This window comes from Herbidospora mongoliensis, assembly GCF_001570545.1.
In the GTDB taxonomy this organism is placed as follows: domain Bacteria; phylum Actinomycetota; class Actinomycetes; order Streptosporangiales; family Streptosporangiaceae; genus Herbidospora; species Herbidospora mongoliensis.
Genome location: NZ_BBXD01000011.1, coordinates 280,530 through 303,420, shown reverse-complemented (window position 1 = coordinate 303,420; position 22,891 = coordinate 280,530). Strand labels below are relative to the sequence as shown.

Here is a 22,891-nt window from a genome sequence, read left to right as displayed (position 1 = left end):
GGGGAGCGGCCGGCGTCGTGCCATCGAGCAGGAAATCTACTTTGTAAAGGCGTCGGCTCGGCGCATGTTAATCGCGGCTAACAGCTACCCGCAACGACGCCCGAGCCATGACCTCCAGCACTGAGGCCATCTCCTCCCGGCCCAGCTCGCCGACGCTCCGAGGCGTCGAGTTGAGCAACCCGAACACGGCGTGCACCGCTGCTCGTACACGCGAGACCGCGCACCCCGGATGCAGGTCACGCACGACCCCGACCCACTCCTCGACGTAGAGACGCTGCAGCCGGCGGATCGCCCGCTGGTCGGCCTCAGGCACGTTGTGCAGCTCGCGCTCGTGCACCCGGATCAGCTCGGGGTGGCTCAGGGCGAACTCGATATGGCCTCTGAGCAGCACGTCCAAGGCGTCAGAGGGGTCGAGGGCAGCCGCCGACTCGCCGGCCGCCGACAGCCGGGCCGAGATGTCGAGCAGGATCTCGGTCAGCAGGGCCTCCTTGCCGCGGAAGTGCCGGTACAGAGCGGGCCCGGACACCCCGACCGCCGCGCCGATCTCCTCGATGGACACCCCGTGGAAGCCGCGTTCGGCGAACAGGCCGGCCGCCGCGTCCAGGATCTCGGTCCGTCGATTCCGGGTAGGTGTGGTCACAAGCCCCCATAGTAGACGCCCATGTTAATGGCGACTAACGTGAGCGCCGTAACCCAAGGAGGAGGTGGCTGACGTGTGGCCGGTTCTGTCCAGTTCGGGTGACCCGGGCGGGGCGCCGTACAAGAAGAACGCCGAGGTCAATGAGCGGCTCGTCGCCGAGCTGCGGGAACGGCTCGACACCGCCGCGAAGGGTGGGCCCGAGCGGTCGCGCGTTCGCCACGTCGAGCGCGGCAAGTTGCTCCCGCGAGACCGTGTCGACTCGATGCTCGACCCCGGCGCCCGCTTCCTGGAGCTCTCCCCATTGGCCGCGACGGGGCTCTACAACGACGACGCCCCGGCGGCCGGGATCATCACCGGCATCGGCCGAGTCAGTGGGCGTGAGGTCGTGGTCGTCGCCAACGACGCGACCGTCAAGGGCGGCACCTATTACCCGATGACGGTCAAGAAGCACCTCCGCGCCCAGGAGGTCGCCCTCGACAACCATCTCCCGTGCGTCTACCTGGTCGACTCGGGGGGCGCGTTCCTTCCCAAGCAGGACGAGGTCTTCCCCGACCGTGAGCACTTCGGGCGCATCTTCTACAACCAGGCGACCATGTCCGCGAAGGGCATCCCGCAGATCGCGGCGGTGATGGGCTCCTGCACCGCCGGTGGCGCGTATGTGCCGGCGATGAGCGACGAGGCGGTGATCGTCCGGAACCAGGGCACGATCTTCCTCGGCGGGCCGCCGCTCGTGAAGGCCGCCACCGGCGAGGAGGTCACCGCCGAGGAGCTGGGCGGTGGCGACGTCCACTCGCGGATCAGTGGTGTCACCGACCACCTGGCCGACGACGACGCGCACGCCCTGCGGATCGTCCGGGACATCGTGGCCACCTTCGCTCCCAAAAAGGCGGCGTGGGAGCGTACCGAAACAGAAGTCCCCAAACACGACCCCCGCGAGCTCTACGGCATCGTGCCCCCGGACACGCGCACCCCTTATGACGTGCGGGAGGTCATCGCGCGGATCGCCGACGGCAGCCGGTTCCTGGAGTTCAAGCAGGAGTACGGCCCGACCCTCGTCACCGGGTTCGCCCGCATCCACGGCCACCCCGTCGGGATCATCGCCAACAACGGGATCCTGTTCGCCGAGTCGGCTATGAAGGGCGCCCACTTCGTCGAGCTGTGCGACCGTCGCGAGATTCCGCTCGTTTTCCTGCAGAACATCAGCGGGTTCATGGTCGGCAAGGCCTACGAGCACGGCGGCATCGCCAAGCACGGCGCGAAGATGGTCACCGCCGTCGCCTGCGCGCGGGTGCCTAAGCTGACCGTGGTCATCGGTGGGTCGTTCGGGGCGGGCAACTACGCCATGGCAGGGCGGGCCTACTCGCCGCGGTTCCTGTGGATGTGGCCGAACGCCCGCATCTCGGTCATGGGCGGTGAGCAGGCCGCGACCGTGCTGTCGATGGTGGGCGACGCCGATCCGGAGGCGATCAGGGCCCAGTACGAATCCCAGGGCAACCCCTATTACTCGACCGCCCGCCTGTGGGACGACGGCGTCATCGACCCGGCCGACACCCGGACCGTCCTCGGTCTGGCCCTCGGCGCCTGCGCGAACGCACCGCTGGGGCCGGTCGGCTACGGCGTCTTCAGGATGTGAGAGCCATGTTCGACACCGTTCTGGTCGCCAACCGGGGCGAGATCGCCCTCCGCGTCATCAGGACGCTCCGCCGCCTGGGCATCAGGTCGGTGGCCGTCTACACCGAGGGCGACAGCACACATGCCGATAAAGCCGATATATCGGTAAAAATCGCCAGCTACCTCAGCATTTCCGAAGTCCTCGAAGCGGCCCGGAAGACAGGCGCCCAGGCCGTTCACCCCGGCTACGGCTTCCTGTCGGAGAACACGGCCTTCTCCCAGGCCTGCCACGACCACGGCATCGCGTTCGTCGGGCCGCCCGCCGGGGCGATCGAGGCGATGGGCGACAAGATCCGCGCCAAGGAGACCGTCGCCGCCGCCGGGGTCCCGGTCGTTCCCGGCGCGTCGACCGGCCTTGAGGACTTCAGGGACTTCCCCGCGCTGATCAAGCCGTCCGCCGGTGGGGGAGGCAAGGGCATGGTGCTGGTCCGCTCGGCGGAAGAGCTGCCCGACGCCCTCGCCTCGGCCGCGCGGACCGCGCTCGCCGCCTTCGGTGACGGCACCCTCCTCATCGAGCGGTACGTCGAGAGCCCCCGCCACATCGAGATCCAGGTCCTGGCCGACAGCCACGGCAACGTGATTCACCTGGGCGAACGCGAGTGCAGCCTGCAGCGCCGGCACCAGAAGATCGTCGAAGAGGCGCCCTCGCCCCTCCTCGACGAGGCCACCAGGGCCAAGATGGGCGCCGCCGCCGTGGAGGCCGCCCGCAGCGTCGGCTACGTCAACGCGGGCACCATCGAGTTCATCGTCCACGGTGCGACCGGCGAGTTCTTCTTCATGGAGATGAACACCCGCCTCCAGGTCGAACACCCCGTAACCGAACTCGTCACCGGCCTCGACCTGGTGGAACTCCAGCTCAAAGTGGCGGCGGGCGAGAAACTGCCCCTCACCCAGGACGACGTGAAGCTCGACGGCCACGCCGTCGAGGCCCGCGTCTACGCGGAAGACCCGGCGAGGGGGTTCCTGCCGAGCACCGGCCGCGTCCTCAAGCTCAAAGAGCCTGAGGTCCGCTTCGACTCGGGCATCGTCGAGGGCAGCGTGATCGGCACGGGGTACGACCCCATGCTCGCCAAGGTCATCGCCTGGGCCCCCGCGCGAGAAGAGGCGCTGGCCAAGCTCGACAAGGCGCTACGGGAGACGGTCATCCTCGGCGTGACCACGAACCTGGCCTTCCTCCAGAGACTCCTGCGGAACGACCAGGTCCAGAAAGGCCATCTCGACACCGGTCTGGTCGAACGCGAACTCGACCCGACCGAACCGCCGACACCCGGATATGTCCTGACAGAGGCGGCCCGTGTCTTCACGCCGGAACCAGCCTCCGACGACCCCTGGGACATCCCCGACGGCTGGCGGCTGGGCCGGCACCGCCCGCTGACCCACCTCCTGGAAGTCCGCGGCGAGATCGTCGAGGCTCCGGAACCAGACGGTCTGACCAGGCGTTTCACCACAGCCCGTGACGGCGGGACCTTGTGGCTGCATGCCGAAGGCCAGACGTACAAGATCACCAGACACGAACCCATCGAGGAGAAGTCGGCCGCCGCCCAAGCGGGTGACGGCGCGGTCCGCAGTCCCATGCCCGGGACGGTCCTGGTCGTGAAGGCGGCCCAGGGTGACGAGGTGACGGCGGGCCAGCCGCTGCTGATCGTGGAGGCGATGAAGATGGAGCACACCATCACCGCGCCCATCGACGGCACGCTCACCACGTTCGGCGTCCGCGCCGGTCAGCAGGTCGCCCTCGACGAAGTGCTCGCGATCGTGGAGGCAGGGGAATGACGTACAGGATCGAGGGTCTGCCCGAAGCGGTCACGATCTACGAGGTCGGCGCCCGCGACGGCCTGCAGAACGAGAAGACGATCATCCCCGTCGAGGTCAAGGCGGAGTTCGTCGAACGGCTCGCGACGGCGGGCCTGAAGGTCATCGAGGCGACCAGCTTCGTCCACCCGAAGTGGGTCCCGCAGCTGGCCGACGCCGAAGACCTGCTGAAAAGCATCAAAAGACACGATCGCGTCCGATATCCGGTCCTGGTCCCGAACGAGCGCGGGCTCGACCGCGCGCTCGAACTCGGCTGCACCGAGATCGCGATCTTCGGCAGCGCCACCGAGACGTTCGCCCAGCGCAACCTGAACCGGTCGCTGAAGACCCAGTTCGACATGTTCGCCCCGGTGGTGGAAAGAGCCCGGCAGAACGGTCTCACGGTCCGGGCCTACGTCTCGATGTGCTTCGGCGACCCGTGGGAGGGCCCCGTCCCGATCAGTCAGGTCGTGGACGTCGGCAGCAGGCTCCTCGACCTCGGCTGCGCCGAACTGTCGCTGGGCGACACCATCGGCGTCGCGACCGCGGGGCACGTCGGCGCGCTGCTCGACGCGTTCCCCCGGGAGAGGCCGCTCGCGGTCCACTTCCACGACACCTACGGCCAGGCCCTCGCCAACGTCGTCGAGGCCCTGCGCCACGGCATCACCGTCATCGACGCCAGCGCGGGCGGCATCGGCGGCTGCCCCTACGCCAAGTCGGCCACCGGCAACCTCGCCACCGAGGACCTGATCTGGCTGCTCGACGGCCTCGGCATCCGCCACGGCGTCGACCTCCGCGCCCTCGCCGCCACCAGCCACTGGCTCGCCGGGAAGCTCGGCCGGCCCAGCCCCAGCGCGGTGGTCCGCGCGCTCACCCAGGAGTCCTGAATGCTCACCGAAGACCACGAAGACCTGCGCGAAACCGTCGAGGCGTTCGCCCGGGACGAGGTCGCCCCGGTCATCGGCGATCTTTACGAGAAGGGCGAGTTCCCCTACGAGATCGTCCGCAAGATGGGCGCGATGGGCCTGTTCGGCCTGCCCATCCCCGAGGAGAACGGCGGCATGGGCGGCGACTACTTCGCCCTCTGCCTCGCGCTGGAGGAACTCGCGCGGGTCGACTCCAGCGTCGCCATCACCCTGGAGGCCGCCGTCTCCCTGGGCGCGATGCCGCTGCACCGCTTCGGCACCGCCGCGCAGAAGGACGAGTGGCTGCCCAGGCTGGCGGCCGGTGAGCTGCTCGGCGCGTTCGGCCTGACCGAGCCCGGCGGCGGCTCCGACGTGCCCGGCGGCATGCGGACCACGGCCGTCCTCGACGGGCACGAATGGGTGATCAACGGTTCGAAGGCGTTCATCACCAACTCCGGCACCTCCATCACCGGCTTCATCGGGGTCGCCGCGATCACCGGGCGGCGGCCCGACGGCAGGCCCGAGATCTCCACGATCATCGTCCCGGCCGGCACCCCCGGCCTGGGAGTCTCGGAGAAGTACTCGAAGGTCGGCTGGTCCTCCAGCGACACCCGCGAGCTGTCCTTCACCGACTGCCGGGTCCCGGCCGACAACCTCCTCGGCGAGCGCGGCCGGGGCTACGCCCAGTTCCTCCAGACGCTGGACGAGGGCCGGATCGCCATCGCCGCCCTCTCGGTCGGCCTGGCCCAGGGCTGCGTCGACGAGTCGGTCCGGTACGTCGCCGAGCGCCACGCCTTCGGCCACCCGATCGGCCACTACCAGGCCATGCAGTTCAAGGTCGCCGACATGGAGGTCCGCGCCCACACCGCCCGCCTGGCCTACTACCACGCCGCCGAGCGGATGCTCCGGGGGCTGCCGTTCAAGAAGGAGGCCGCCATCGCCAAACTGGTCGCCTCCAACGCGGCGATGGACAACGCCCGCGACGCCACCCAGGTCTTCGGCGGCTACGGCTTCATGAACGAATACCCCGTCGGCCGCTTCTACCGGGACGCCAAGATTCTGGAGATCGGTGAGGGCACGAGCGAGATCCAGCGCCTCCTCATCGCCCGTGAACTGGGCCTCGGAGGCCTCTGACCACGATTAATTAATCCTTAGAAAGCTGATCAAGCGTTCGGGTCCGCTCCCGGCTGCTGGTTGTCTGTGTATGACATCCAGCAACCCACATGAAGGGCATCAAAGTGGACTTGAACCTCACTCGTCGCCGCGCCATCGGCACCGCCGCGCTGGCCGGGGTCGGCGTCGCGGTCGCGGCGTGTTCGGGAGAGCAGCCCACGGCCGCCGAGCCGGCCCCCGCCGACACCTCCGCGGCGGCTCCGGCGGAGAGCGCCCCCGCGGCCGGTGGCGCCGCCATCGCCGCGACGGCCGATGTTCCGGTCGGCGGTGGCGTGATCACCGAGCAGGCCGTGATCACCCAGCCGGAGGCCGGCACCTACAAGGCCTTCAGCCCGATCTGCACCCACCAGGGCTGCAAGGTGAAGACCATCGAGGCCGACAAGATCGTCTGCCCGTGCCACAACTCGCAGTTCTCGATCGCCGACGGTTCGGTCCAGGGCGGGCCCGCTCCCACGCCGCTCCCGGAGGTCCCGATCAAGGTCGAGGGCGACTCCATCCTGCTTGGATAAGTGCGAAAGTTTGGCACCATTACCACCAGTGGTACGTGGCCGGACGTACCACTTCCCACCTGCTTAAACTTCCGTTAAGGCGGGCGTTTCGGGTGGGCTGAGTAGCCGGGTGACCGCATCCCGGTGATGGACGTGCAGGTCGGGCGGATCCTAGAGTCGCCTCATGACGTCCGGTGATCTCCAGCTTCGCAGAGCAGAGAAGACCGATGCGGAGCAGATCTTCGCATTGGCCCGGGAGTTCGCCGTGTCATTCCGGCCCGAAAGGGCCTCCTTCGACGCCGCGTTCCCGGAGCTCCTGGAGAACGAGGAGGCGCGTCTCCTCGTGGCCACCGTCGACGGCACGGTCCGGGGCTATCTCCTGGGGTTCACCCACCTGACGCTGTTCGCCAACGGGCGGGTCGCGTGGGTGGAGGAGGCCATCATCGAAAGCGGGTTCCGCCGCCTCGGTCTGGGCCGCCACCTGCTGCGGGAGTTCGAACTCTGGGCGCGTAGCCGCGACGCCGGATACGTCTCGCTGGCCACGCGCCGGGCGGCCGAGTTCTACAAGGCGACCGGCTACGAGGTGTCGGCCACCTACTACCGCAAACTGCTCCGTCCTAAGACGTGAGCTGCGCGTCCAGCCGGTAACCGTCGACCGTCACGTAGACCGAGTCGCCCGGCCGCGCGTTCAACCGCATCAGCACCGGCTGCAGCGAGTCGAAGACCGGCTGCCGGTCGCGCCACACGAGCACAACGGCGTTGTCGCCGGGGCCGGTCACCGACAGCAGCGTGCCGGGCCGCATGCCCAGCTGCGCCGCGTAGTTCTCCGGCACCGCCACCGGCTCACCGCGCAGGTGCCCGCTGGTCACGTCGATGCGCTGCCAGCGGCGCGGGTCGGACGCCGGGCTCGGCGTGCTGCGCGGGCTGGGCACCAGGTGCGGGCGCGGCGCGCCGCCGGTGAGGGCGTTGAGCGCGGCCAGCGCGGTCTGCGGGTCGGGTCCGCTGTGCGCCATCTTCGGTATGGGAACGCCCGCCGGACGGGCCGGGTGGCCGTTGGCGCCGGGGGTCCGGCGAGGCAGCGGGGCGTCGCCGACGGGGGCTCCGCCGTTGGCGGAGGACGGGTTCGTGAGGCTCTTCGGCAGGGCTTCCATCCAAGCTTTGGCGGAGTGGGAACGGATGCCGAGCTGACCGAGCAGCTCGATGACGTCGGCATCGGCCGCGTGGGCCGACAGCAGCTGGCGGGTGCGGTCGCGCAGGCCGCCCAGGTCGCCCACGACGAGCCAGCCGTCCTGCAGGCGGCGGTCGGGCATGAGGGTCACCAAAACGCGCCACAGGGGCGTACGCAGCGCCGGGACCTCGATCGGGTGGGAGGCGTCGGCGGCGATCAGCTGTTCCTGGGTGGCGGCGGTGCCGAGCCACTCGGTGAGGCCGAACAGGTGGCCCGTCAGGGCGGCGGAGTCGGGGGAGCGCAGCCACATCAGCACCCGCTCCTCGGCGGTGCGCTGGGCCTGCGACAGCAGCTCACGGTCGACGCCCAGCTCGTGGGCGAGGGTGCGGAGGCTGATCGGCTCGGCGGCGAACAGGCGCTGCGCGGCGACCGCGCGCTCCAGCTGGTTCCACTCGCGGAACAGGTGCTCGACCAGGCCGACCATCGGGTGCTCGGCCGTGTTGAGCGGCGCGGGCTCGGGTTCCTTCGCCTTCGGCGGGCCCGACACGAGGGGCGTGCCGTTGAGGGGCGGTTTCACGCCGTTGACCCGGCCGCGCGCCGGGATCGCGGCCATCATGCCGGTCTCCTCGACGGCCGGCACGGGCGCCGACAGCGGCTGGGCCGGGGCCTTCTGCTGCACGGGCTGCTGCACCGGCTGCTGCTTGGGGGCCTGCTGCTGTACTGGCTGCGGGGCGGGGGCCTGCGCGGCGGCGTCGGCGGGGATCTCGATGCGGATGTGCGCGAAGATCTCCTGGAACACCGCCGTGAGCACCGTCTCGGGCGAGGCCGCGGACGACGGCGCCGCCAGGTCGCCGGCGGTGAGACGGCGCAGGCGCTGCCAGCCGCCCAGGCCGATGATCACCGAGCGGACGGGGTCGGGCCAGCCGGGCAGCTGCCGGTCGACGGTGTGCACCTGCAGGGCCGGCATGAAGTCGGTCAGCGGCAGGTGATCGAGATGGGTCACGGCGAGCCGGGCGAGCCGCTCGCAGACCCAGTCAACTCCGGTCGTGCCGAGGGCACGGCCCAGCGCGACGGAGCCCCACCAGCCGCCGGGGAGGCGTGGATCGGCCAGTATTTCGGCCACCTGCTGGGGGCGGCTCCAGCGCAGGGCGGGAACCAGATCGCTCAGGCAGATCGTTGACTCGGCGTCCATCGGTTGACCGCACCCTCCCGAGAGTGACGCTTGTTGCTAATGGTGCAGCTTACGCCGCAAGCTATCAATTGGTGTCAATAGGGTAAAGCTCAGATGCGTTCTTGACGGCCGGGGGACGGCCGCCGACGAGGCCAACGGCCCGCCTGCCTGCGCGGCAGCCCGCTTCGAGACATTCGGAACCGGTGGAACCCGCGAGTCGCGCCGTGAGGAACCCGGCCGCGAACGCGTCTCCCGCGCCGGTGGAGTCAACGACGCGGTCACCCGGCCCCGCCGCGACGGCACCGGCCCGAGCAACGATACGCCCGTCTTGGGCGAGAAGCGCGCCCGCCGGGCCGAGCTTCACAACCGCTGTGCCATAGATGCCGCCGAGGAGTTCGGCCGCTTGCTCGGGTTCGGTGGCTCCGGTCAGCACGAGTGCCTCGTCCCGGTTGGGGATGATCACATCTGCTGCCCGTGTCTCGGCCACGAAACGTTCGGCGCCGAACTCGTGCAGGAACCTGGTCGACGCCGGATCGACGCTGACGGTGATGTCCTTGGCGGCCCGCATCGCGACGCGGGCCAGCTCCAGCCCCTCCGGCGTCCACATCAGGTAGCCGGACAGGTGGAGGCAGCTCACGCCGTCGAGCAGCGCGTCGGTCCAGTCGCCTGGGCCCAGATGCCGCGCCGCGCCCCGGTTCGTCAGGAACGACCGCTCGCCGGCGTCGTCGACCATGGCGATCACGACGGCGGTGGGGCGGGCGGGGTCGACGGTCACATGGGTTCTGACGCCGCTCAGCGCGTTCAGGTGCCATGCCGCCGTGTCGGCCCCGACGCGGGCCAGCAGCCGCGCGTCGGCGCCCAGATGGGCCGCCCACGCCGCGGTGTTGGCGCCCGAGCCGCCCGGCCGCAACGTGATGTCGGCCTCGGTGTCGGTGCCCGTGGCCACCGGCTCACGATGGAGGGCGACGACATCGGTCACGACATCGCCGATCACCAAAAGGCCTCCCATGTCCCTCAGATCTCCGGCGTCCAGGATGACGCGATTTCCGCCGCGAGGCGGGTGTTTCCGCGTACTGCCGCGAGGTTGGCGGTAAGTGAGGCGCCTTGGGTGGCCTCGACCAGGTATTCCAGCAAGTAGGGGGTGATCGCCTGACCTGTCACCCCGCTGGTCTCGGCGGCGCGCAGGGCGTCGGCGAGCACGCGGTCGTGCAGGGCCGGGTCGAGCTGCTCGTCCTCCGGTACGGGGTTCGCGACGATCAGCGCGGTCTCCGGGCCCCCGAAGGCGTCCTGGGCGCGCATGATGCCGGCGGCCTCCTCGGCGCTCTCGATGCGCCAGTCGACCGGCTCGCCGGAGGTGTGCAGGTAGAAGCCGGGGAACTCGTCGGTGCGGAACCCGACCACGGTGACCTGCCGGGTCTCCAGGCGCTGGAGCGTGGCGGGCACGTCCAGGATCGACTTCACGCCGGCGCAGACGACCGTGATGCGAGTGCGGCTCAGCGTGTCGATGTCGGCCGACTCGTCCTGCACCGAGGTGTAGCCCCGGTGCACCCCGCCCAGGCCGCCCGTGGCGAAGACCCGGACGCCGGCCCGCGCGGCCAGGAACGAGGTCGCCGAGACCGTGGTCGCGCCGCTCAGCTTGAGCGCGGCGCACGGCGGCAGGTCGCGGAAGCCGAGCTTGCGCAGGCCCGGCTCGGTGGCGATCCGGACCAGGTCCTCGTCGGTCAGCCCGACGCGCGCGACCCCGTCGAGCACCGCGATCGTGGCCGGCACCGCTCCACCCGCGCGCACCAGATTCTCCAGCTCACGCGCCACTTCGAGGTTCCTGGGCTGCGGCAGCCCGTGGGAGATGATGGTCGACTCCAGTGCCACCACGGGGCGGCCCTCCGCGAGCGCCGTCGCCACTTCCTCGGAACGCTTGATCATTTGAAATTTCCCCATACGTCGCAGGTGGTACCAGAGCACTCACAAATGTAGGGTGCGGGCATGGTGTCCCAGCCGCAGCCCCACTGGCAGACCGGTCTCTAGCCCCGCTCCGTTTTCGTCCAGCCACGAAACGAGGGGATTCACCATGTTCGACGTCGTCATCGCCGGTGCCGGTCACAACGGCCTGGTCGCCGCCGCCTATCTCGCCCGAGCCGGCAAGAGCGTGCTCCTGCTGGAGCGGTTCGGCCATGTGGGCGGCCTGGCCGTCTCGGCCCAGGCCTTCCCGGGCGTCGAGGCCCGGGTGTCGCGCTACTCCTACCTCGTCAGCCTGCTGCCCTCCAAGGTCGTGAAAGACCTCGGGCTGCCGCTCGATCTGCGGCGGCGGCGCTTCTCGTCGTACACCCCGGTGGGAACCGGTGGTCTTCTGGTGGACGGCGGCGACGAGGACCGCACCGCCGCCTCGTTCGCGAACATCACCGGGGGCGGCCACGAGATCGTCGCCTGGCGTCGTTTCTACGCCATGACGGCCGCCGCCGCGACCGCGATCGCGCCCACCCTGATCGAGCCGCTGCTCCCGCGCGAGCGCCTCAAGGAGCTGGTCGGGGCGCCCTGGACCGATCTGTTCGAACGCCCCATCGGCCAGGTGGTGAACGAGCTGTTCGCCAACGACGTGGTGCGCGGGGTGGTGCTGACCGACGCGCTCATCGGCACCTTCGCCGACCCCGACGTCGACTTGCTGGCGAACCGGTGCTTCCTCTACCACGTCATCGGTGACGGCACGGGCGACTGGAACGTCCCCGTGGGCGGCATGGGCGCCGTCACGGGCGGGCTCGCCGCCATCGCCACGAAGGCGGGCGCGGAGATCCGCGTGAACGCCGAGGTGGTCGCGATCGACCCGGCGACGGGCGAGGTGACGTACCGAGACGAGACGGGCGAGCACACCGTGACCGGCGGGAAGGTCCTCGCGAACCTGCCCCCCTTCACGCTCGCGCGACTGCTGGGGGAGGAGCCCTCCGAGCGGCCGGAAGGCGCCCAGCTCAAGATCAATATGGTGCTGAAGCGGCTGCCGGAGCTGAAGGACCGCTCGGTCGACCCGCGCGAGGCCTTCAGCGGCACCTTCCACATCAACGAGAGCCGCGACCAGCTCGCGCTCGCCTTCCGGCAGGCGTCGGCGGGGGAGATCCCCACGTTGCCGCCCGCCGAGGTCTACTGCCACTCGCTGACCGACCCCTCGATCCTCGGCGCCGACCTGCGCAGATCCGGCGCTCAGACGATGACGCTGTTCGGCCTGCACATGCCCGCCCGGCTGTTCGACCGGCCGGGGGCCAAGGAGGAGGCGGTTCGCCGCACCCTCGTCTCGATGGATTCGGTCCTGGCCGAACCGATCGAGGACGTGCTGCTGACCGGTCCGGAAGGGGTGTGCCTGGAGGCGAAGACCCCGGTCGATCTCGAACACGACGCCGGGCTTCCGGGTGGCCACATCTTCCACCAGGACCTGTCCTGGCCCTACGCCGAAGAGGGCCGCTGGGGCGTGGAGACCGTCCACGAACGCCTGCTGCTGTGCGGTGCGGGCGCCCGGCGCGGCGGCGGGGTGAGCGGGATCCCCGGTCACAACGCGGCGATGGCCGTTCTGGGACGTTAAGGGTCTTCTCAGAGGCGGTCGTTACGGTATGAACGTGACGGACGAAACACCCCGGCTCCTGGTAGTGGACGACGAACCCGCCCTGCGCGACGCGCTGCGGCGCAGCCTGGAATTCGAGGGATACCGGGTCGGCCTGGCCTCCGACGGGCTGGCGGCGCTGGCCGAACTCCAGCGTGAGTCCTACGACGCCGTGCTGCTCGACGTCATGATGCCGCGCCTCGACGGCCTGACCACGTGCCGTCGGCTGCGCGCGGCCGGCGACCACGTGCCGATCCTGATGCTGACCGCCCGCGACGCCGTCGGCGACCGGGTCTCCGGCCTGGACGCCGGCGCCGACGACTACCTGGTCAAACCCTTCGAACTCGACGAACTGCTGGCCCGGGTGCGGGCCCTGCTGCGGCGCAGCGCGCTGGTGGCGCCCGTCTCCGACGAACTGGCCTTCGAGGGACTGCGGATGAACCCGGCGACCCGGGAGGTCCGGCGCGGCAGGCGGCCCCTTGATTTGACCCGGACCGAATTCCTGCTGCTGGAGCTGTTCCTGGCGCATCCCCGGCAGGTGCTCAGCCGGGAGCAGATCCTCAGCGCGGTCTGGGGGTTCGACTTCGAACCGTCGTCCAACTCCCTGGACGTCTATGTCATGTACCTGCGCCGCAAGACCGAGGCCGACGCGGAACCCCGCCTGATCCACACGGTCCGCGGAGTCGGCTACGTGCTGAAGGCGGCGGCGTGAGCCTGCGGCGGCGCGTGACGATCGTGATCGCGGTGGCGGTGGCCGTCGCCATCGCCGTCTGCGCCGGGGCGAGCTGGCTGATCGTCCGTGACCAGATGCGCGACCAGCTCATCGAATCGCTGGAGCAGTTCCCGGTGCGCGACGACCAGGTCGCCCAGGCGCTCGCCCGCTGCGGCCAGGAGGACCGTGACCAGCCGTGGGACCCGTCCGGGCGCGGCTGGCAGCTCGTCCGTTCCGACGGGTCGATCTGCCAGGGCGGATCGTCGGCGCTCGACCCGCTTCCTGAGGAGCGGGCGCTGTGCTCCTCGGCCGGCCCTCCGGTGGTGCGTGACGGCATCCTGCGTGGCCACTACCAGACGCCCGTCATCGCGCAGACCAGGGCGTTCGAGCCCGGGACCGCGCTGACGGTGTTCCGATCGACCCGCGAGATGGACACCTCGCTGCGCGTGCTCGGCCTGGTGCTCGCCGGGGTCTGCGCCGCCGGGGTGCTCGGGGCCGCGCTGACCGGCCGATCGCTGGCTCGTACGGCCCTGCGCCCGGTGGCCTCCCTGACGGGCACGGTCGAACACGTGGCCAGAACCGAGGACCTCGAGATCCGCATCCCCGTCGACGGCAAAGACGAGATCGCCCGCCTGGGCGCCGCCTTCAACACGATGACCTCGGCGCTGGCCGCATCGAGGGACCGCCAACGCCAGCTCGTCTCCGACGCCGGCCACGAGCTGCGCACCCCGCTGACCTCGCTGCGTACCAACATCGACCTGCTGCTCCGCAGCGAGAACACCGGCCGTCCGCTGGAGGCGGAGGCGAAACGCCGGCTCCTGGTCAGCGTGAAGGAACAGTTCGAGGAGATGTCGTCCCTCATCGCCGATCTGCTGGAACTCTCCCGGAACGCGGAGACCGCCGGCGCTTCCACCGAGGTGGAGTTCCAGGACGTGGTGTCCGCCGCCGTCGACCGCGCCCGGCGGCGCGGCCCCGGGCTGGTGTTCGACGTGGAGTTGTCCCCGTGGCGGGTGTGCGGGGACGTGCGCGGGCTGCAGCGCGCGGCGGTTAACATTCTGGACAATGCGGTCAAGTTCAGCCCAGAAGGGGGCACGGTGACCGTTCGCTTGCGGGACGGCGAGCTGACCGTCCGTGACGAGGGCCCAGGCATCGCCGACGAGGAACTGCCCCATGTCTTCGAGCGCTTCTGGCGCTCACCCGCCGCGCGCAGCCTGCCCGGATCGGGTCTGGGCCTGGCGATCGTGGCGCAGGGGGTGCGGGCGGCCGACGGGCGGGTGTCGCTGGCGAGCGGCCCGGACGGCGGGACGACGGTGACGGTGGTACTCCCCGGATCCGCCGCGTGATCGAGATCGTGCTGCCCGTCTACAACGAGGAACGGGTGCTGGCGTCGAGCGTCTCGACACTGCTCGACCATCTCAAGCGGGAATGTCCCTTTCCTGTTCAGGTGACCGTGGCCGACAACGGCTCCACGGACGCGACCTGGTCGGTCGCCAGATCCTTGGACAATGTTCGGACAATCCGGCTGGAGGCCAAAGGACGCGGTCGGGCCCTGCGTGAGGCCTGGTCGTGGAGCGAGGCCGACGTGGTCGCGTACATGGACATCGATCTGTCCACCGACCTGGACGCCTTCGTGCCGCTCGTCACGCTGTTGCTGTCGGGGGAAGCTGACATCGCGGTCGGAACGCGCCTCGCGCCCGGCTCCTCGGTCATCCGCGGCCGGCGGCGCGACCTGATCTCCCGCACCTACAACCGGCTGCTGCGCTCGGCCGGCGCGGAGTTCACCGACGCGCAGTGCGGCTTCAAGGCGCTGCGCGCTTCGGTGGCGCGCGAATTACTTCCGCACGTGACCGACGACGCCTGGTTCTTCGACACCGAGCTCCTGCTCAAGGCGCAGTGGCGCGGCCTGCGCATCCACGAGGTGCCCGTGCGATGGGTGGACGATCCCGACAGCAGCGTGGACATCGTGCGGACCTCGATCGCCCAGCTAAGAGGCCTGGCCCGGGTGGTGTCGGAGCGCGAACGAGGGGTAGCCGGAGGCGCATGGACAAACAGGCATTCATCGCGCTCCTGAACGAGGACCTTGAGAGCGAATACCGCTCGATCGTCCAGTACACCCAGCACGCGGCGACCATCAAGGGCGCCGAGTACCAGCCCATCGTCGAAGAGATGCGGGCGCACATGACGCAGGAGCTCGAGCACGCCTCGGCCCTGGCCCAGCAGATCGACTTCCTCGGCGGGGTGCCCTCGGTCAAAGTCCCGCCGATCCCCGACACCCCCGACGGCGCCGCAGCTCTCCGGCTCGACCTGGAGTTGGAGGAGAACCAGCTCATCCGGTATCGGGAGCGGGTCGAGCAGGCGATCGAACTCGGGCTCCCCGATGTGGCCGAAGCCCTGCGTCCCCTGCTGCAGCAGACGCAGGACCATGTCATGGACCTGCAGGGCGCGCTCGGCACATGACCGCGTCGACCGCCGTCGCGGTCCGCCCGCGCAGGATGACGGGGTTGACCTCGGCGAACACGAACCCTTCCTGACGGGTCATCTCGGCTACGGCGACGGCGGTCCGGGCGAGTGTCGCGATGTCCGGAACGATCCTGGCGGCTCTCATTCTCTGTACGTGTTTCGCCACGCGATCCGCAGTGATGGGGAGCGGGATGACGGCCGCGTCGTCGAACACCTCGACCCAGGCGCCGCCCAGCGCGATGACGACGACCGGGGTGACGGCGTCGTACCTGACCGAGATCATCACCTCGACGCCAAGGGGGACCATCTCCTCGACGAGGACGGGCGGCGGGATCTGCCTGAGCGCCCGTTCGAGGTCCTTGTGGGTGGAGACGCCGAGGATGACGCCGCCTTGAGCGGCTTTGTGACGGATGTCGGACCCGTCGACCTTGACCACGACGGTGCCGAGCTCGTCGAGGAGCGCCTCGGCCTGGGGGAGGTCGGCGGCGACAGCGCCACGGGGAACGGCGATGCCGTGGGCCTTGAGGTAGGCCTTGCCCTCTACTTCTCTGAGCCAGAAGCCTGATCCGAGTGAGCCCCCACTTTGGCCCGTTGGGTCCGACCTCAACGAGGCTCGGCCGCTTTGGCCTGATCTGAGTGAGGTGCGGTTTTCCTGGGATTGACGGGAACAGATGGCGATCTCGCTGATGCGGCGCAGGTCGAGGTGGGCGGTCATGGCGTTCGCGCAGACCAGGCCCTCGGTCAGGCCGGCCACGGGGATCACGCCCAGGTCGGTGAGGTGTTCGGCGGTGGCCTCCGGCATGAGCTCGGGGAGCGTCGCGGCCACCACGACGGGGACGGCGAGGTTGCCGGCCGCGAGGGTGATGCCGTCGAGGGCGGCGTCCCATGCTTCTGCCTGGTCGGCATCCATCTCGGCGGGGCGGTCGTAGTAGGCGAGGACCACGCCGATCGACGGGTCGCTCGCGGCCGTGGTGATGATGTCGGCGGTTCTCCGCGTCTCACCGAAGATGACGGCGGTGTAGTCGAGGGGATTGGCCGCAGTGGCCGTATCGGGGAGAAGGCCTTTCAGTCCTTCACCGGTGACGGCGCTGAGCGCCGGAAGCCGCACCTTCAGCCGAGCGGCCTCGTCGGCGGCGATGGCGGCATCGCCCCCGGAACAGGTGACGACCAGAACTCCCGGCTGGTCGGCTTTCCCGAATGACGTGCCCTGACCTGATGGACGACGGCTGCCCCACGCCTGGCCCGGCTCGATGCGGATCGCGTCAGGGCTCTGCCGGCCGATGCCGCCCAGCGCTTTGGCCAGTTCGAGGAGTTCGTGGGGGTTGCGCGCCCAGGCGCCTCCCGCCTCCTCGATCAGCGCCCTGAGGACGCGGTGGTCGCCCGCGACGGCGCCGGTGTGCGCCGCGGCGGCGGCGGCGCCCAGTTCGCTGGAGCCCGCTTTCAGCACAGCCACCCGGATGCCGCGTTCCGCAGACAGCGCCAAGGCCTCCGGCAGACCCGCGTCTTCGGTTTCCAGGTAGAGCGCGACCGAGGTGACGCCGTCGAGTTCGGCCAGGGCGGTGAGATAGTCCGAGGCGGTGAGGACGGCCTGGTTGCCGCAGGAGACGACGGTGTGCAGTCGCAGCGCGCGCCTGCTGAGCAGGGCGTTGACCGCGACGTTGCCGCTCTGGGAGATCAGCGCCACCGGGCCGGCCCGTCTGGGCAGGTAGGCGTCGCCCCACAGGGGCGCCCTGCCGACGACGGAGACGATGCCGTTGCCGTTGGGGCCGCAGACCGGAAGGTCGTGGGTCAGCGCGGTCTGGCGAAGCTCGTCCTGGAGCGTCCGGCCCTCGGGGATCTCGGCGAAACCGGCCGCGAGTACGACCGCACCGCCACACCCTCGTTCCCCCGCCTGGCGGAGAAGGTCCGGCACGGTGGCCGCCGGAGTGGCGATGACGAGCGCGTCGGGAGCGATGGGCAGGTCGCCGATCGCAGGCACACACGGCACGCCGTGGACCTCGCGGGCGGTCGGGTGCACCCCGTACACAGGACCAGGGAAACCGGCGGCGACCAGGTTGGCGACCGCCTGGTTCCCGTAGGAGCCGGGACGCGTCGAAGCGCCGACGACGGCGACCGAGCGGGGAGCGAGCAGGCGCGCGGGTCTCACCCTCTCCACACTGGTTGGTCGACCAGTCAGCAGTCAAGGTGTGTCGTCGACGCGAGGCGGTGCTGGGGTAGAGTTGCCGGGTGCGCAGCGCGGAGGGCGCCCGGAGCAGCCGGGCCGATCAGGCAGATCAGCGCCGGGCCGAACTGCTGGACGCCGCCCGGCGTGTGGTGCTCGAGCGAGGACTCGCCAGCACCCGGGTCTCCGACATCGCGAAAGCGACCAACGTCAGTGGCGGGTTGATCCATTACCACTTCGCCACCAAAGACGACCTGATCACCGCCATGCTGCGGGCGACCTCGGAGAGCGAGGTCAGGCGGCTGCGGGAGATCATCGCCGGTCCCGGCACGGCCATTCAGCGCCTCGACCGGGTGCTGCGCTTCTACATCCCGAACTCGCGTTCCGACCAGAGCTGGATTCTCTGGCTCGACGCGTGGGCGCTCGGGGTGCGCGAGCCGCACGTCCGGGAGATCCTGCTCGAGCTCGAGGGCGGCTGGATCGAGATCCTGACCGAGGTGATCTCAGAGGGCATGAAGGCCGGCGAGTTCACCTGCGACGACCCGCAGGGGGCGGCGGAACGGCTCGACGGGATGCTCGACGGGCTCGTGGTCCGCTACACGCTGCACTCCGGGGCGATGTCGCGGAGGCGGCTGCTGGAGCACGCGCGGATCGCCGCGGCCCGCGAGGTCGGCGTGGAACGGTCGACCTTCCCCGCCTGAGCTCTGGTGATCGCGTCGGTGCCGGTGGCTTGACAGGATGATCGCTCCCCTATTTGACTGGGTCACCAGTCAGGGATCGTTGGGGAGAGCGGCATGTCGCTGATACGGCTGTCGGACGAACAGATCGAGTTGCGTGACCGGGCCAGGGCCTTCGTCGACGACATACTGATTCCACGCGAGGAGTCCGCCGAGCGGGCCTTCGGGCGACTGCCCTCCTCGGACGTCACCGAGATCATGAAGGCCGCTCTCGCCGCCCGGCTCAATGGCGGCAGGCACTCCATCGAGCACGGCGGGCAGGGGTGGTCGGCCACCGACTACGTCGTGGTGCAGGAGCAGTTCGGGCGGAACACCAATGGTCTGTGGTGGTGGGTCCCAGACGCCTACAACGTCCTCTCCGCCGGCAGTCGCGAGCAAATCGACCGGTATCTGCGACCTGCCCTGCTGGGAGAGGGATGGGTGTCGTATGCCGTGACCGAGGAGCACGCGGGATCCGACCCCTCCGGGATCGCGACCTCCGCCGAACGGGTGGGCGACCGCTGGCGCCTCGACGGCGAGAAGTGGTTCGTGACCAGCGGCGACGTGGCGGCGGTCCACATCGTGGTGGCCCTGGCCGAAGGTTTTGGGCCGACGTTGTTCCTCGTCGACGCCGAGGCAGACGGGGTCGAATACCTGGACGATCCGCCCTTCACGCACTCGTTCCCGCACGGGCATCCGACCCTGCACCTGAACGGGGTCCTCGTCGGAGACGACGCCGTGCTCGGCGGCCTGGGGCAGGCCGATGCGCTGCAGCAGAACTGGTTCGTGGAGGAACGGCTGGGGATCGCCGCCCACTGCGTCGGAGCGATGGGGCGATTGCTGGAGGAGGCCGTCTCGTGGGCGTGTGAGCGAGAGCAGGGCGGTGCGCGGCTCATCGACCACCAGGGCGTGGCGTTCCCGCTGGCCGACTCCGCGGCTGACGCGGCGGCGGCGCGGTTGATGGTCTACGAGGTGGCGGCGCTGGTCGACGCGGGGGCGGATCGGAAGGTCGTCCACGCGAAGGCGTCGCTCGCGAAGCTGTTCGCGTCGGAGGCGGCGTGGCGGTGCGCGGACCGTGCGGTGCAGACGTTCGGCGGGCGCGGTTATATGCGGACCAACGTGGCCGAACGGTTCCTCCGGGAGCTGCGGGTGGACCGGATCTGGGAGGGCACCAGCGAGATCCAGCGCCTGATCATCGCCCGCTCGATGGAACGGCGAGGAGTCAGGCAGGTCATCGCCTGAACCCAGGTGCTCCGCCGCCGTCGCGGAAAAACTTTTTGTTACGGCTGCCGCCCACCCCGAGACCATCCACGGCGCGGCCGAAGCGGCACAGAGCTCCTGGCCGGATTCTGTCGGTGGGCGTTTGTAAGGTCCTGGCATGACTCCAGTCACGATTCTCGGACTAGGCCCGATGGGGCAGGCGCTCAGCCGGGCATTCGTCACCGCAGGTCATCCCACGACGGTGTGGAACCGGACTCCGGGCAAGGCCCCGGAGGGCGCGGTGGAGGCCTCGACGGTGGCCGGGGCGGTCGGGGAGCTCACCGTGGTCTCCGTGATCGACTACGACGCGGTGTCGGCGATCCTCGACCATCGACGAGTGCGGCGCGAACCTCGACGCGGGCGAGCACCCGGGCACGGCGTCGTCGATCCGGTCGACACGCGCGGCGATCTCCCATGTGATCGCAGCCTCGGAGCGTGCCGGGCTGGAGACGGGCGCGCTGCGGGCGGCCCGCGACTACACCGATCGGGCGGTGGCCGACGGGCGGGGAGACGAGGGATTCTCGTTGCTGACGGAGTATGTCGAGAAGCGTGTGGGGTAGCTCGTCCCGGTATCAGGAGAAACATGGGTGAGTGTCAGCGCTGGCTGTGGTTTGATACGGCACGCGCGATGAGCCCACGGGCTCGCCGCGCTTCCAGAACCTCGGCATGCGGTGAACGGCATCCGCATCGGCGATCAGGGCGGTGGCTTCCGTGGCCGGATGGTGGCAATGATGAGTCGCACCGAAGACCTGCTGTCGGGGATCGCATCGACTGACGGCGTGCCCGACCTCGGCACCTACCCGTTCCACGAGCCGGACGCGCTCAGGGAGGCGCACCTGCTGGATGTCCGCATCGAGGCCGTCTCGGCACGAGTCGGGCTCCTGTTCGATCTCCGCCATGCCATCGACTTCGGCCCCGGCAACACGGGCGTGCTGATCGCGGCAGGGGTGACGGAATGCTCCTGGGTGGCCGAACCGCAGTCGACCGGCAGGACGGCGTGGACTGTGATGGGCTTCGACGTCCATGTGGGCGGCGCTTTCGTCGACGCGGACGTGTTCTGCTTCCCCAAGGCCCGGCTGACGATCACGGCGAGCCGTTTCGACTACCTCGCCGTCGACGTCGAGGACCTGACGAAGGTCGCCGACCACGGCCTCGACTCCGAAGAGGCGATTCGGGCCAACCTCGCACAATGGTCGTCCCCGGTCCGGCTGCTCGGAAAGTCGAGCACCGCCGGATAGCGAGCCGACGATCGATACGTGCTTCGTCATCCTCTACGGAACCTTGCTGATCTGGGCTTTCTGGAGTGGCCCCCGCCGTTGCACCAGCCACCCGAGCAGCAACGCCAGCACCGACGCCAGCACCAGCAACGTCGCCAGTGCGTTCAGCGCGGGGGTCGGCGCATTTCGTACAGAGCTGTAGAGCTTGATGGGCACGGTCACCGACGACGCGTCGGGGGACAGGAACGCCGAGATGACGAAGTCGTCCATCGACGAAGCGAAGACGATCATCGCGCCGGCGAAGACGGCCGGGGCGAGCAAGGGGAGCAGGATCAGCCGGACGGCGGTCAGGCGGCCGCAGCCCAGGTCACGGGCTGCCTCCTCGTAGTCGGTCCCGATCGACGCCAGTCGCGAGCGGACGATCACGACCACGTACGACACCGAGAACGTCACGTGCCCGATGACCTGCGCGGGCTGGCCCAGTGGCACGAACAGGTAGAGGTTGGTGAAGACGAGGTACAGCGCCGAGCCCATCACGATCTCCGGTGTGGCCAGCGGCAGCAGCGTCAGGCCGCCGACCACGCGTCCGGTCCGGCCCCGCCATCGCGACAGGCCGAGCGCCATCGCCACGCCGAGGGGAGTGGCGATCAACGTCGTCAGCCCGGCCACCACGAGGCTGTTCACCAAGGCCAGTCGCAAGGAGGGGTCCTCCGCCACCGAGCCCGACGAGCCGAAGTACCACTGCAGGGAGAAGCCCTGCCAGGTGCTCCGCGACCGGCCGTCATTGAAGGAGAACTGGATCGCCACCAGGATCGGCACCAGCGACCACACGATGTACGCCCACGTCACCGACGCGAGCACCCACGGACGCCGTCTCACGACACCCCTTCCTCGGCCCGGCGGCTGGAGATCAGGTAATAGACCATCAACGCCATGAGCAGCGCCGACAGCAACAGCACAAGCGACGCCCCCAGTTCCTTGCGCGTCCCGCCGAGCAGGTAGAACTCGATCTGATTGGCGATCATCGTGGTCGTCGGCGACCCGGACACGATGGTGTTCGTGTAGTAGTCGCCGAACATCGGCAGCGCCGTGATGGCCGATGCGGTCAGCAGGCCCGGCCGCGACAGCGGCAGCGTCACGTGCCAGAAGGCTCCCCGCCCCGAACACCCGAGGTCCCGCGCGGCCTCCAGCAGCAGGGGATCGATCCGGTCGAGGGTGGCGAACAAGGGCACGATGAAGAACGGGATGTAGCCGTAGACCAGCGCCAGTACCACCGTCGCCGGATTCCCGGACAGCCACCGCACCGGCTCGTCGACGATGCGGGTGAACAGCAGCAGGTCGTTGACGTATCCGTCGTCCTGGAGCAGGTTGAGCCACGCCAGCATCCGCGTCAGGTAGTTGACCCACCACGGCGCCAGGATCAGCCCGAGCAGCAGGGCCCGATATCGACCGGCGTGCCGGGCCACGTAGTAGGCCACCGGATACCCGATCGCCACACACAGCCCCAGAGCCAGCGCGACGTAGAGCAGCGTCCGCAGGAAGACGGGCCGCAGATCACCGGACACCGACCGCGCGAGGATCTCGGAGAACGCGGTGAAGTCCCAGTAGCGAGGATCCCATTCCGGTACGGGCGCGTTGAAGACCGGATCGGTGTACCCGAACGCCACTGCGGCGATGGCGTAGAAGGGCACCGCGAACAGCAGGACCAGCCAGAGCGTGCCGGGCGCCGCGAGCAACGCCCACAATCCGCCACCACGGGCTCGGCCACGCCGCCG

The 22,891-nt window shown here is 69.7% G+C and carries 22 protein-coding genes and 1 pseudogene; 16 read left to right on the top strand and 7 right to left on the bottom strand.

Going from position 1 to position 22,891, the window contains the following annotated elements:
* Positions 1-67 precede the first annotated feature (67 nt).
* Positions 68-640 (bottom strand): TetR/AcrR family transcriptional regulator, encoded by a 573-nt coding sequence (locus AW272_RS12955; protein ID WP_066364084.1) that lies wholly within the window; start codon positions 638-640, stop codon positions 68-70.
* A 64-nt stretch (positions 641-704) separates the two neighbouring features.
* On the opposite strand from AW272_RS12955, the gene AW272_RS12950 reads away from it, so the two are divergent.
* From AW272_RS12950 to AW272_RS12925, 6 genes are all read left to right on the top strand, one after another.
* A complete protein-coding gene (locus AW272_RS12950; RefSeq protein ID WP_174551812.1) occupies positions 705-2,273 on the top strand; it encodes a carboxyl transferase domain-containing protein in 1,569 nt (522 codons plus the stop codon).
* A 5-nt stretch (positions 2,274-2,278) separates the two neighbouring features.
* Complete coding sequence (locus AW272_RS12945; RefSeq protein WP_066364082.1) at positions 2,279-4,084, top strand: acetyl/propionyl/methylcrotonyl-CoA carboxylase subunit alpha; 1,806 nt, start codon at positions 2,279-2,281, stop codon at positions 4,082-4,084.
* The gene (locus tag AW272_RS12940) at positions 4,081-4,989 is read left to right on the top strand and encodes a hydroxymethylglutaryl-CoA lyase (protein WP_066364080.1); all 909 of its coding nucleotides are present in this window, start codon (positions 4,081-4,083) and stop codon (positions 4,987-4,989) included. Before AW272_RS12945 ends, AW272_RS12940 begins: the two co-directional genes overlap by 4 nt.
* Positions 4,990-6,141 (top strand): acyl-CoA dehydrogenase family protein, encoded by a 1,152-nt coding sequence (locus AW272_RS12935; RefSeq protein WP_066364079.1) that lies wholly within the window; start codon positions 4,990-4,992, stop codon positions 6,139-6,141.
* A gap of 104 nt (positions 6,142-6,245) precedes the next feature.
* Positions 6,246-6,689: a Rieske (2Fe-2S) protein gene (locus AW272_RS12930; protein ID WP_245657484.1), complete on the top strand. Its 444-nt coding sequence runs from the start codon at positions 6,246-6,248 to the stop codon at positions 6,687-6,689.
* Positions 6,690-6,852: 163 nt separating this feature from the next.
* Positions 6,853-7,296: a GNAT family N-acetyltransferase gene (locus AW272_RS12925; protein ID WP_066364076.1), complete on the top strand. Its 444-nt coding sequence runs from the start codon at positions 6,853-6,855 to the stop codon at positions 7,294-7,296.
* On the opposite strand, the gene AW272_RS12920 is transcribed toward AW272_RS12925, so the two are convergent.
* The 3 genes from AW272_RS12920 to AW272_RS12910 all read right to left on the bottom strand — a co-directional run bounded on the left by AW272_RS12920 (position 7,286) and on the right by AW272_RS12910 (position 10,930).
* Positions 7,286-9,028: a hypothetical protein gene (locus AW272_RS12920; RefSeq protein WP_066364075.1), complete on the bottom strand. Its 1,743-nt coding sequence runs from the start codon at positions 9,026-9,028 to the stop codon at positions 7,286-7,288. The two genes, AW272_RS12925 and AW272_RS12920, sit on opposite strands and share 11 nt — an antisense overlap.
* A gap of 64 nt (positions 9,029-9,092) precedes the next feature.
* Entirely contained in the window at positions 9,093-10,001 is a 909-nt protein-coding gene (locus AW272_RS12915; protein ID WP_245657482.1) for a carbohydrate kinase family protein, read from the bottom strand.
* Positions 10,002-10,021: 20 nt separating this feature from the next.
* On the bottom strand, positions 10,022-10,930 hold the full coding sequence (locus AW272_RS12910) for a pseudouridine-5'-phosphate glycosidase (RefSeq protein WP_066364072.1): 909 nt from the start codon (positions 10,928-10,930) through the stop codon (positions 10,022-10,024).
* A gap of 145 nt (positions 10,931-11,075) precedes the next feature.
* On the opposite strand from AW272_RS12910, the gene AW272_RS12905 reads away from it, so the two are divergent.
* The 5 genes from AW272_RS12905 to AW272_RS12885 are packed head-to-tail and all read left to right on the top strand — an operon-like array spanning position 11,076 to position 15,759.
* Positions 11,076-12,572, top strand: a complete 1,497-nt coding sequence (locus tag AW272_RS12905) for a phytoene desaturase family protein (RefSeq protein WP_066364070.1) — start codon at positions 11,076-11,078, stop codon at positions 12,570-12,572.
* A gap of 34 nt (positions 12,573-12,606) precedes the next feature.
* Positions 12,607-13,302: a response regulator transcription factor gene (locus tag AW272_RS12900; protein ID WP_245657480.1), complete on the top strand. Its 696-nt coding sequence runs from the start codon at positions 12,607-12,609 to the stop codon at positions 13,300-13,302.
* The gene (locus tag AW272_RS12895) at positions 13,299-14,645 is read left to right on the top strand and encodes a sensor histidine kinase (protein WP_066364068.1); all 1,347 of its coding nucleotides are present in this window, start codon (positions 13,299-13,301) and stop codon (positions 14,643-14,645) included. The genes AW272_RS12900 and AW272_RS12895 overlap by 4 nt, the downstream gene beginning before the upstream one ends.
* The gene (locus tag AW272_RS12890; protein ID WP_066364067.1) at positions 14,642-15,373 is read left to right on the top strand and encodes a glycosyltransferase; all 732 of its coding nucleotides are present in this window, start codon (positions 14,642-14,644) and stop codon (positions 15,371-15,373) included. Before AW272_RS12895 ends, AW272_RS12890 begins: the two co-directional genes overlap by 4 nt.
* A complete protein-coding gene (locus AW272_RS12885; RefSeq protein WP_066364064.1) occupies positions 15,343-15,759 on the top strand; it encodes a ferritin-like domain-containing protein in 417 nt (138 codons plus the stop codon). The genes AW272_RS12890 and AW272_RS12885 overlap by 31 nt, the downstream gene beginning before the upstream one ends.
* On the opposite strand, the gene AW272_RS12880 is transcribed toward AW272_RS12885, so the two are convergent.
* Positions 15,728-17,908, bottom strand: a complete 2,181-nt coding sequence (locus AW272_RS12880; protein WP_066364063.1) for a CoA-binding protein — start codon at positions 17,906-17,908, stop codon at positions 15,728-15,730. The genes AW272_RS12885 and AW272_RS12880 overlap by 32 nt on opposite strands.
* Before the next feature lie 80 nt (positions 17,909-17,988).
* Here AW272_RS12880 and AW272_RS12875 point away from each other — a divergent pair, with 80 nt between their 5' ends.
* From AW272_RS12875 to AW272_RS12865, 5 genes and pseudogenes are all read left to right on the top strand, one after another.
* Positions 17,989-18,624: a TetR/AcrR family transcriptional regulator gene (locus tag AW272_RS12875; RefSeq protein WP_066364062.1), complete on the top strand. Its 636-nt coding sequence runs from the start codon at positions 17,989-17,991 to the stop codon at positions 18,622-18,624.
* A gap of 93 nt (positions 18,625-18,717) precedes the next feature.
* Positions 18,718-19,881, top strand: coding sequence for an acyl-CoA dehydrogenase family protein (locus AW272_RS12870; protein WP_066364061.1), 1,164 nt, complete (start codon positions 18,718-18,720; stop codon positions 19,879-19,881).
* Positions 19,882-20,017: 136 nt separating this feature from the next.
* Positions 20,018-20,119, top strand: a pseudogene (locus tag AW272_RS46000) (NAD(P)-binding domain-containing protein); the annotation flags it as partial.
* Positions 20,120-20,228: 109 nt separating this feature from the next.
* Positions 20,229-20,459, top strand: a complete 231-nt coding sequence (locus tag AW272_RS45995) for an imine reductase family protein (protein WP_369408733.1) — start codon at positions 20,229-20,231, stop codon at positions 20,457-20,459.
* A gap of 171 nt (positions 20,460-20,630) precedes the next feature.
* The gene (locus AW272_RS12865; protein ID WP_157518520.1) at positions 20,631-21,137 is read left to right on the top strand and encodes a hypothetical protein; all 507 of its coding nucleotides are present in this window, start codon (positions 20,631-20,633) and stop codon (positions 21,135-21,137) included.
* 33 nt (positions 21,138-21,170) lie between these two features.
* On the opposite strand, the gene AW272_RS12860 is transcribed toward AW272_RS12865, so the two are convergent.
* Together AW272_RS12860 and AW272_RS12855 are read right to left on the bottom strand one after the other, a co-directional pair.
* Entirely contained in the window at positions 21,171-21,995 is an 825-nt protein-coding gene (locus tag AW272_RS12860) for an ABC transporter permease (RefSeq protein ID WP_066364059.1), read from the bottom strand.
* Entirely contained in the window at positions 21,992-22,861 is an 870-nt protein-coding gene (locus tag AW272_RS12855; protein ID WP_169807540.1) for an ABC transporter permease, read from the bottom strand. Before AW272_RS12855 ends, AW272_RS12860 begins: the two co-directional genes overlap by 4 nt.
* Positions 22,862-22,891: the final 30 nt, after the last annotated feature.

Bases quoted from the DNA above. Each gene is read 5' to 3' on its own strand.
- AW272_RS12935 (WP_066364079.1), top strand. From the start codon at position 4,990: ATGCTCACCGAAGACCACGAAGACCTGCGCGAAACCGTCGAGGCGTTC.
- AW272_RS12865 (WP_157518520.1), top strand. From the start codon at position 20,631: ATGAGTCGCACCGAAGACCTGCTGTCGGGGATCGCATCGACTGACGGC.
- AW272_RS12885 (WP_066364064.1), top strand. From the start codon at position 15,343: ATGGACAAACAGGCATTCATCGCGCTCCTGAACGAGGACCTTGAGAGC.
- AW272_RS12910 (WP_066364072.1), bottom strand. From the start codon at position 10,930: ATGATCAAGCGTTCCGAGGAAGTGGCGACGGCGCTCGCGGAGGGCCGC.
- AW272_RS12920 (WP_066364075.1), bottom strand. From the start codon at position 9,028: ATGGACGCCGAGTCAACGATCTGCCTGAGCGATCTGGTTCCCGCCCTG.
- AW272_RS12925 (WP_066364076.1), top strand. From the start codon at position 6,853: ATGACGTCCGGTGATCTCCAGCTTCGCAGAGCAGAGAAGACCGATGCG.
- AW272_RS12905 (WP_066364070.1), top strand. From the start codon at position 11,076: ATGTTCGACGTCGTCATCGCCGGTGCCGGTCACAACGGCCTGGTCGCC.
- AW272_RS12940 (WP_066364080.1), top strand. From the start codon at position 4,081: ATGACGTACAGGATCGAGGGTCTGCCCGAAGCGGTCACGATCTACGAG.
- AW272_RS12870 (WP_066364061.1), top strand. From the start codon at position 18,718: ATGTCGCTGATACGGCTGTCGGACGAACAGATCGAGTTGCGTGACCGG.
- AW272_RS12945 (WP_066364082.1), top strand. From the start codon at position 2,279: ATGTTCGACACCGTTCTGGTCGCCAACCGGGGCGAGATCGCCCTCCGC.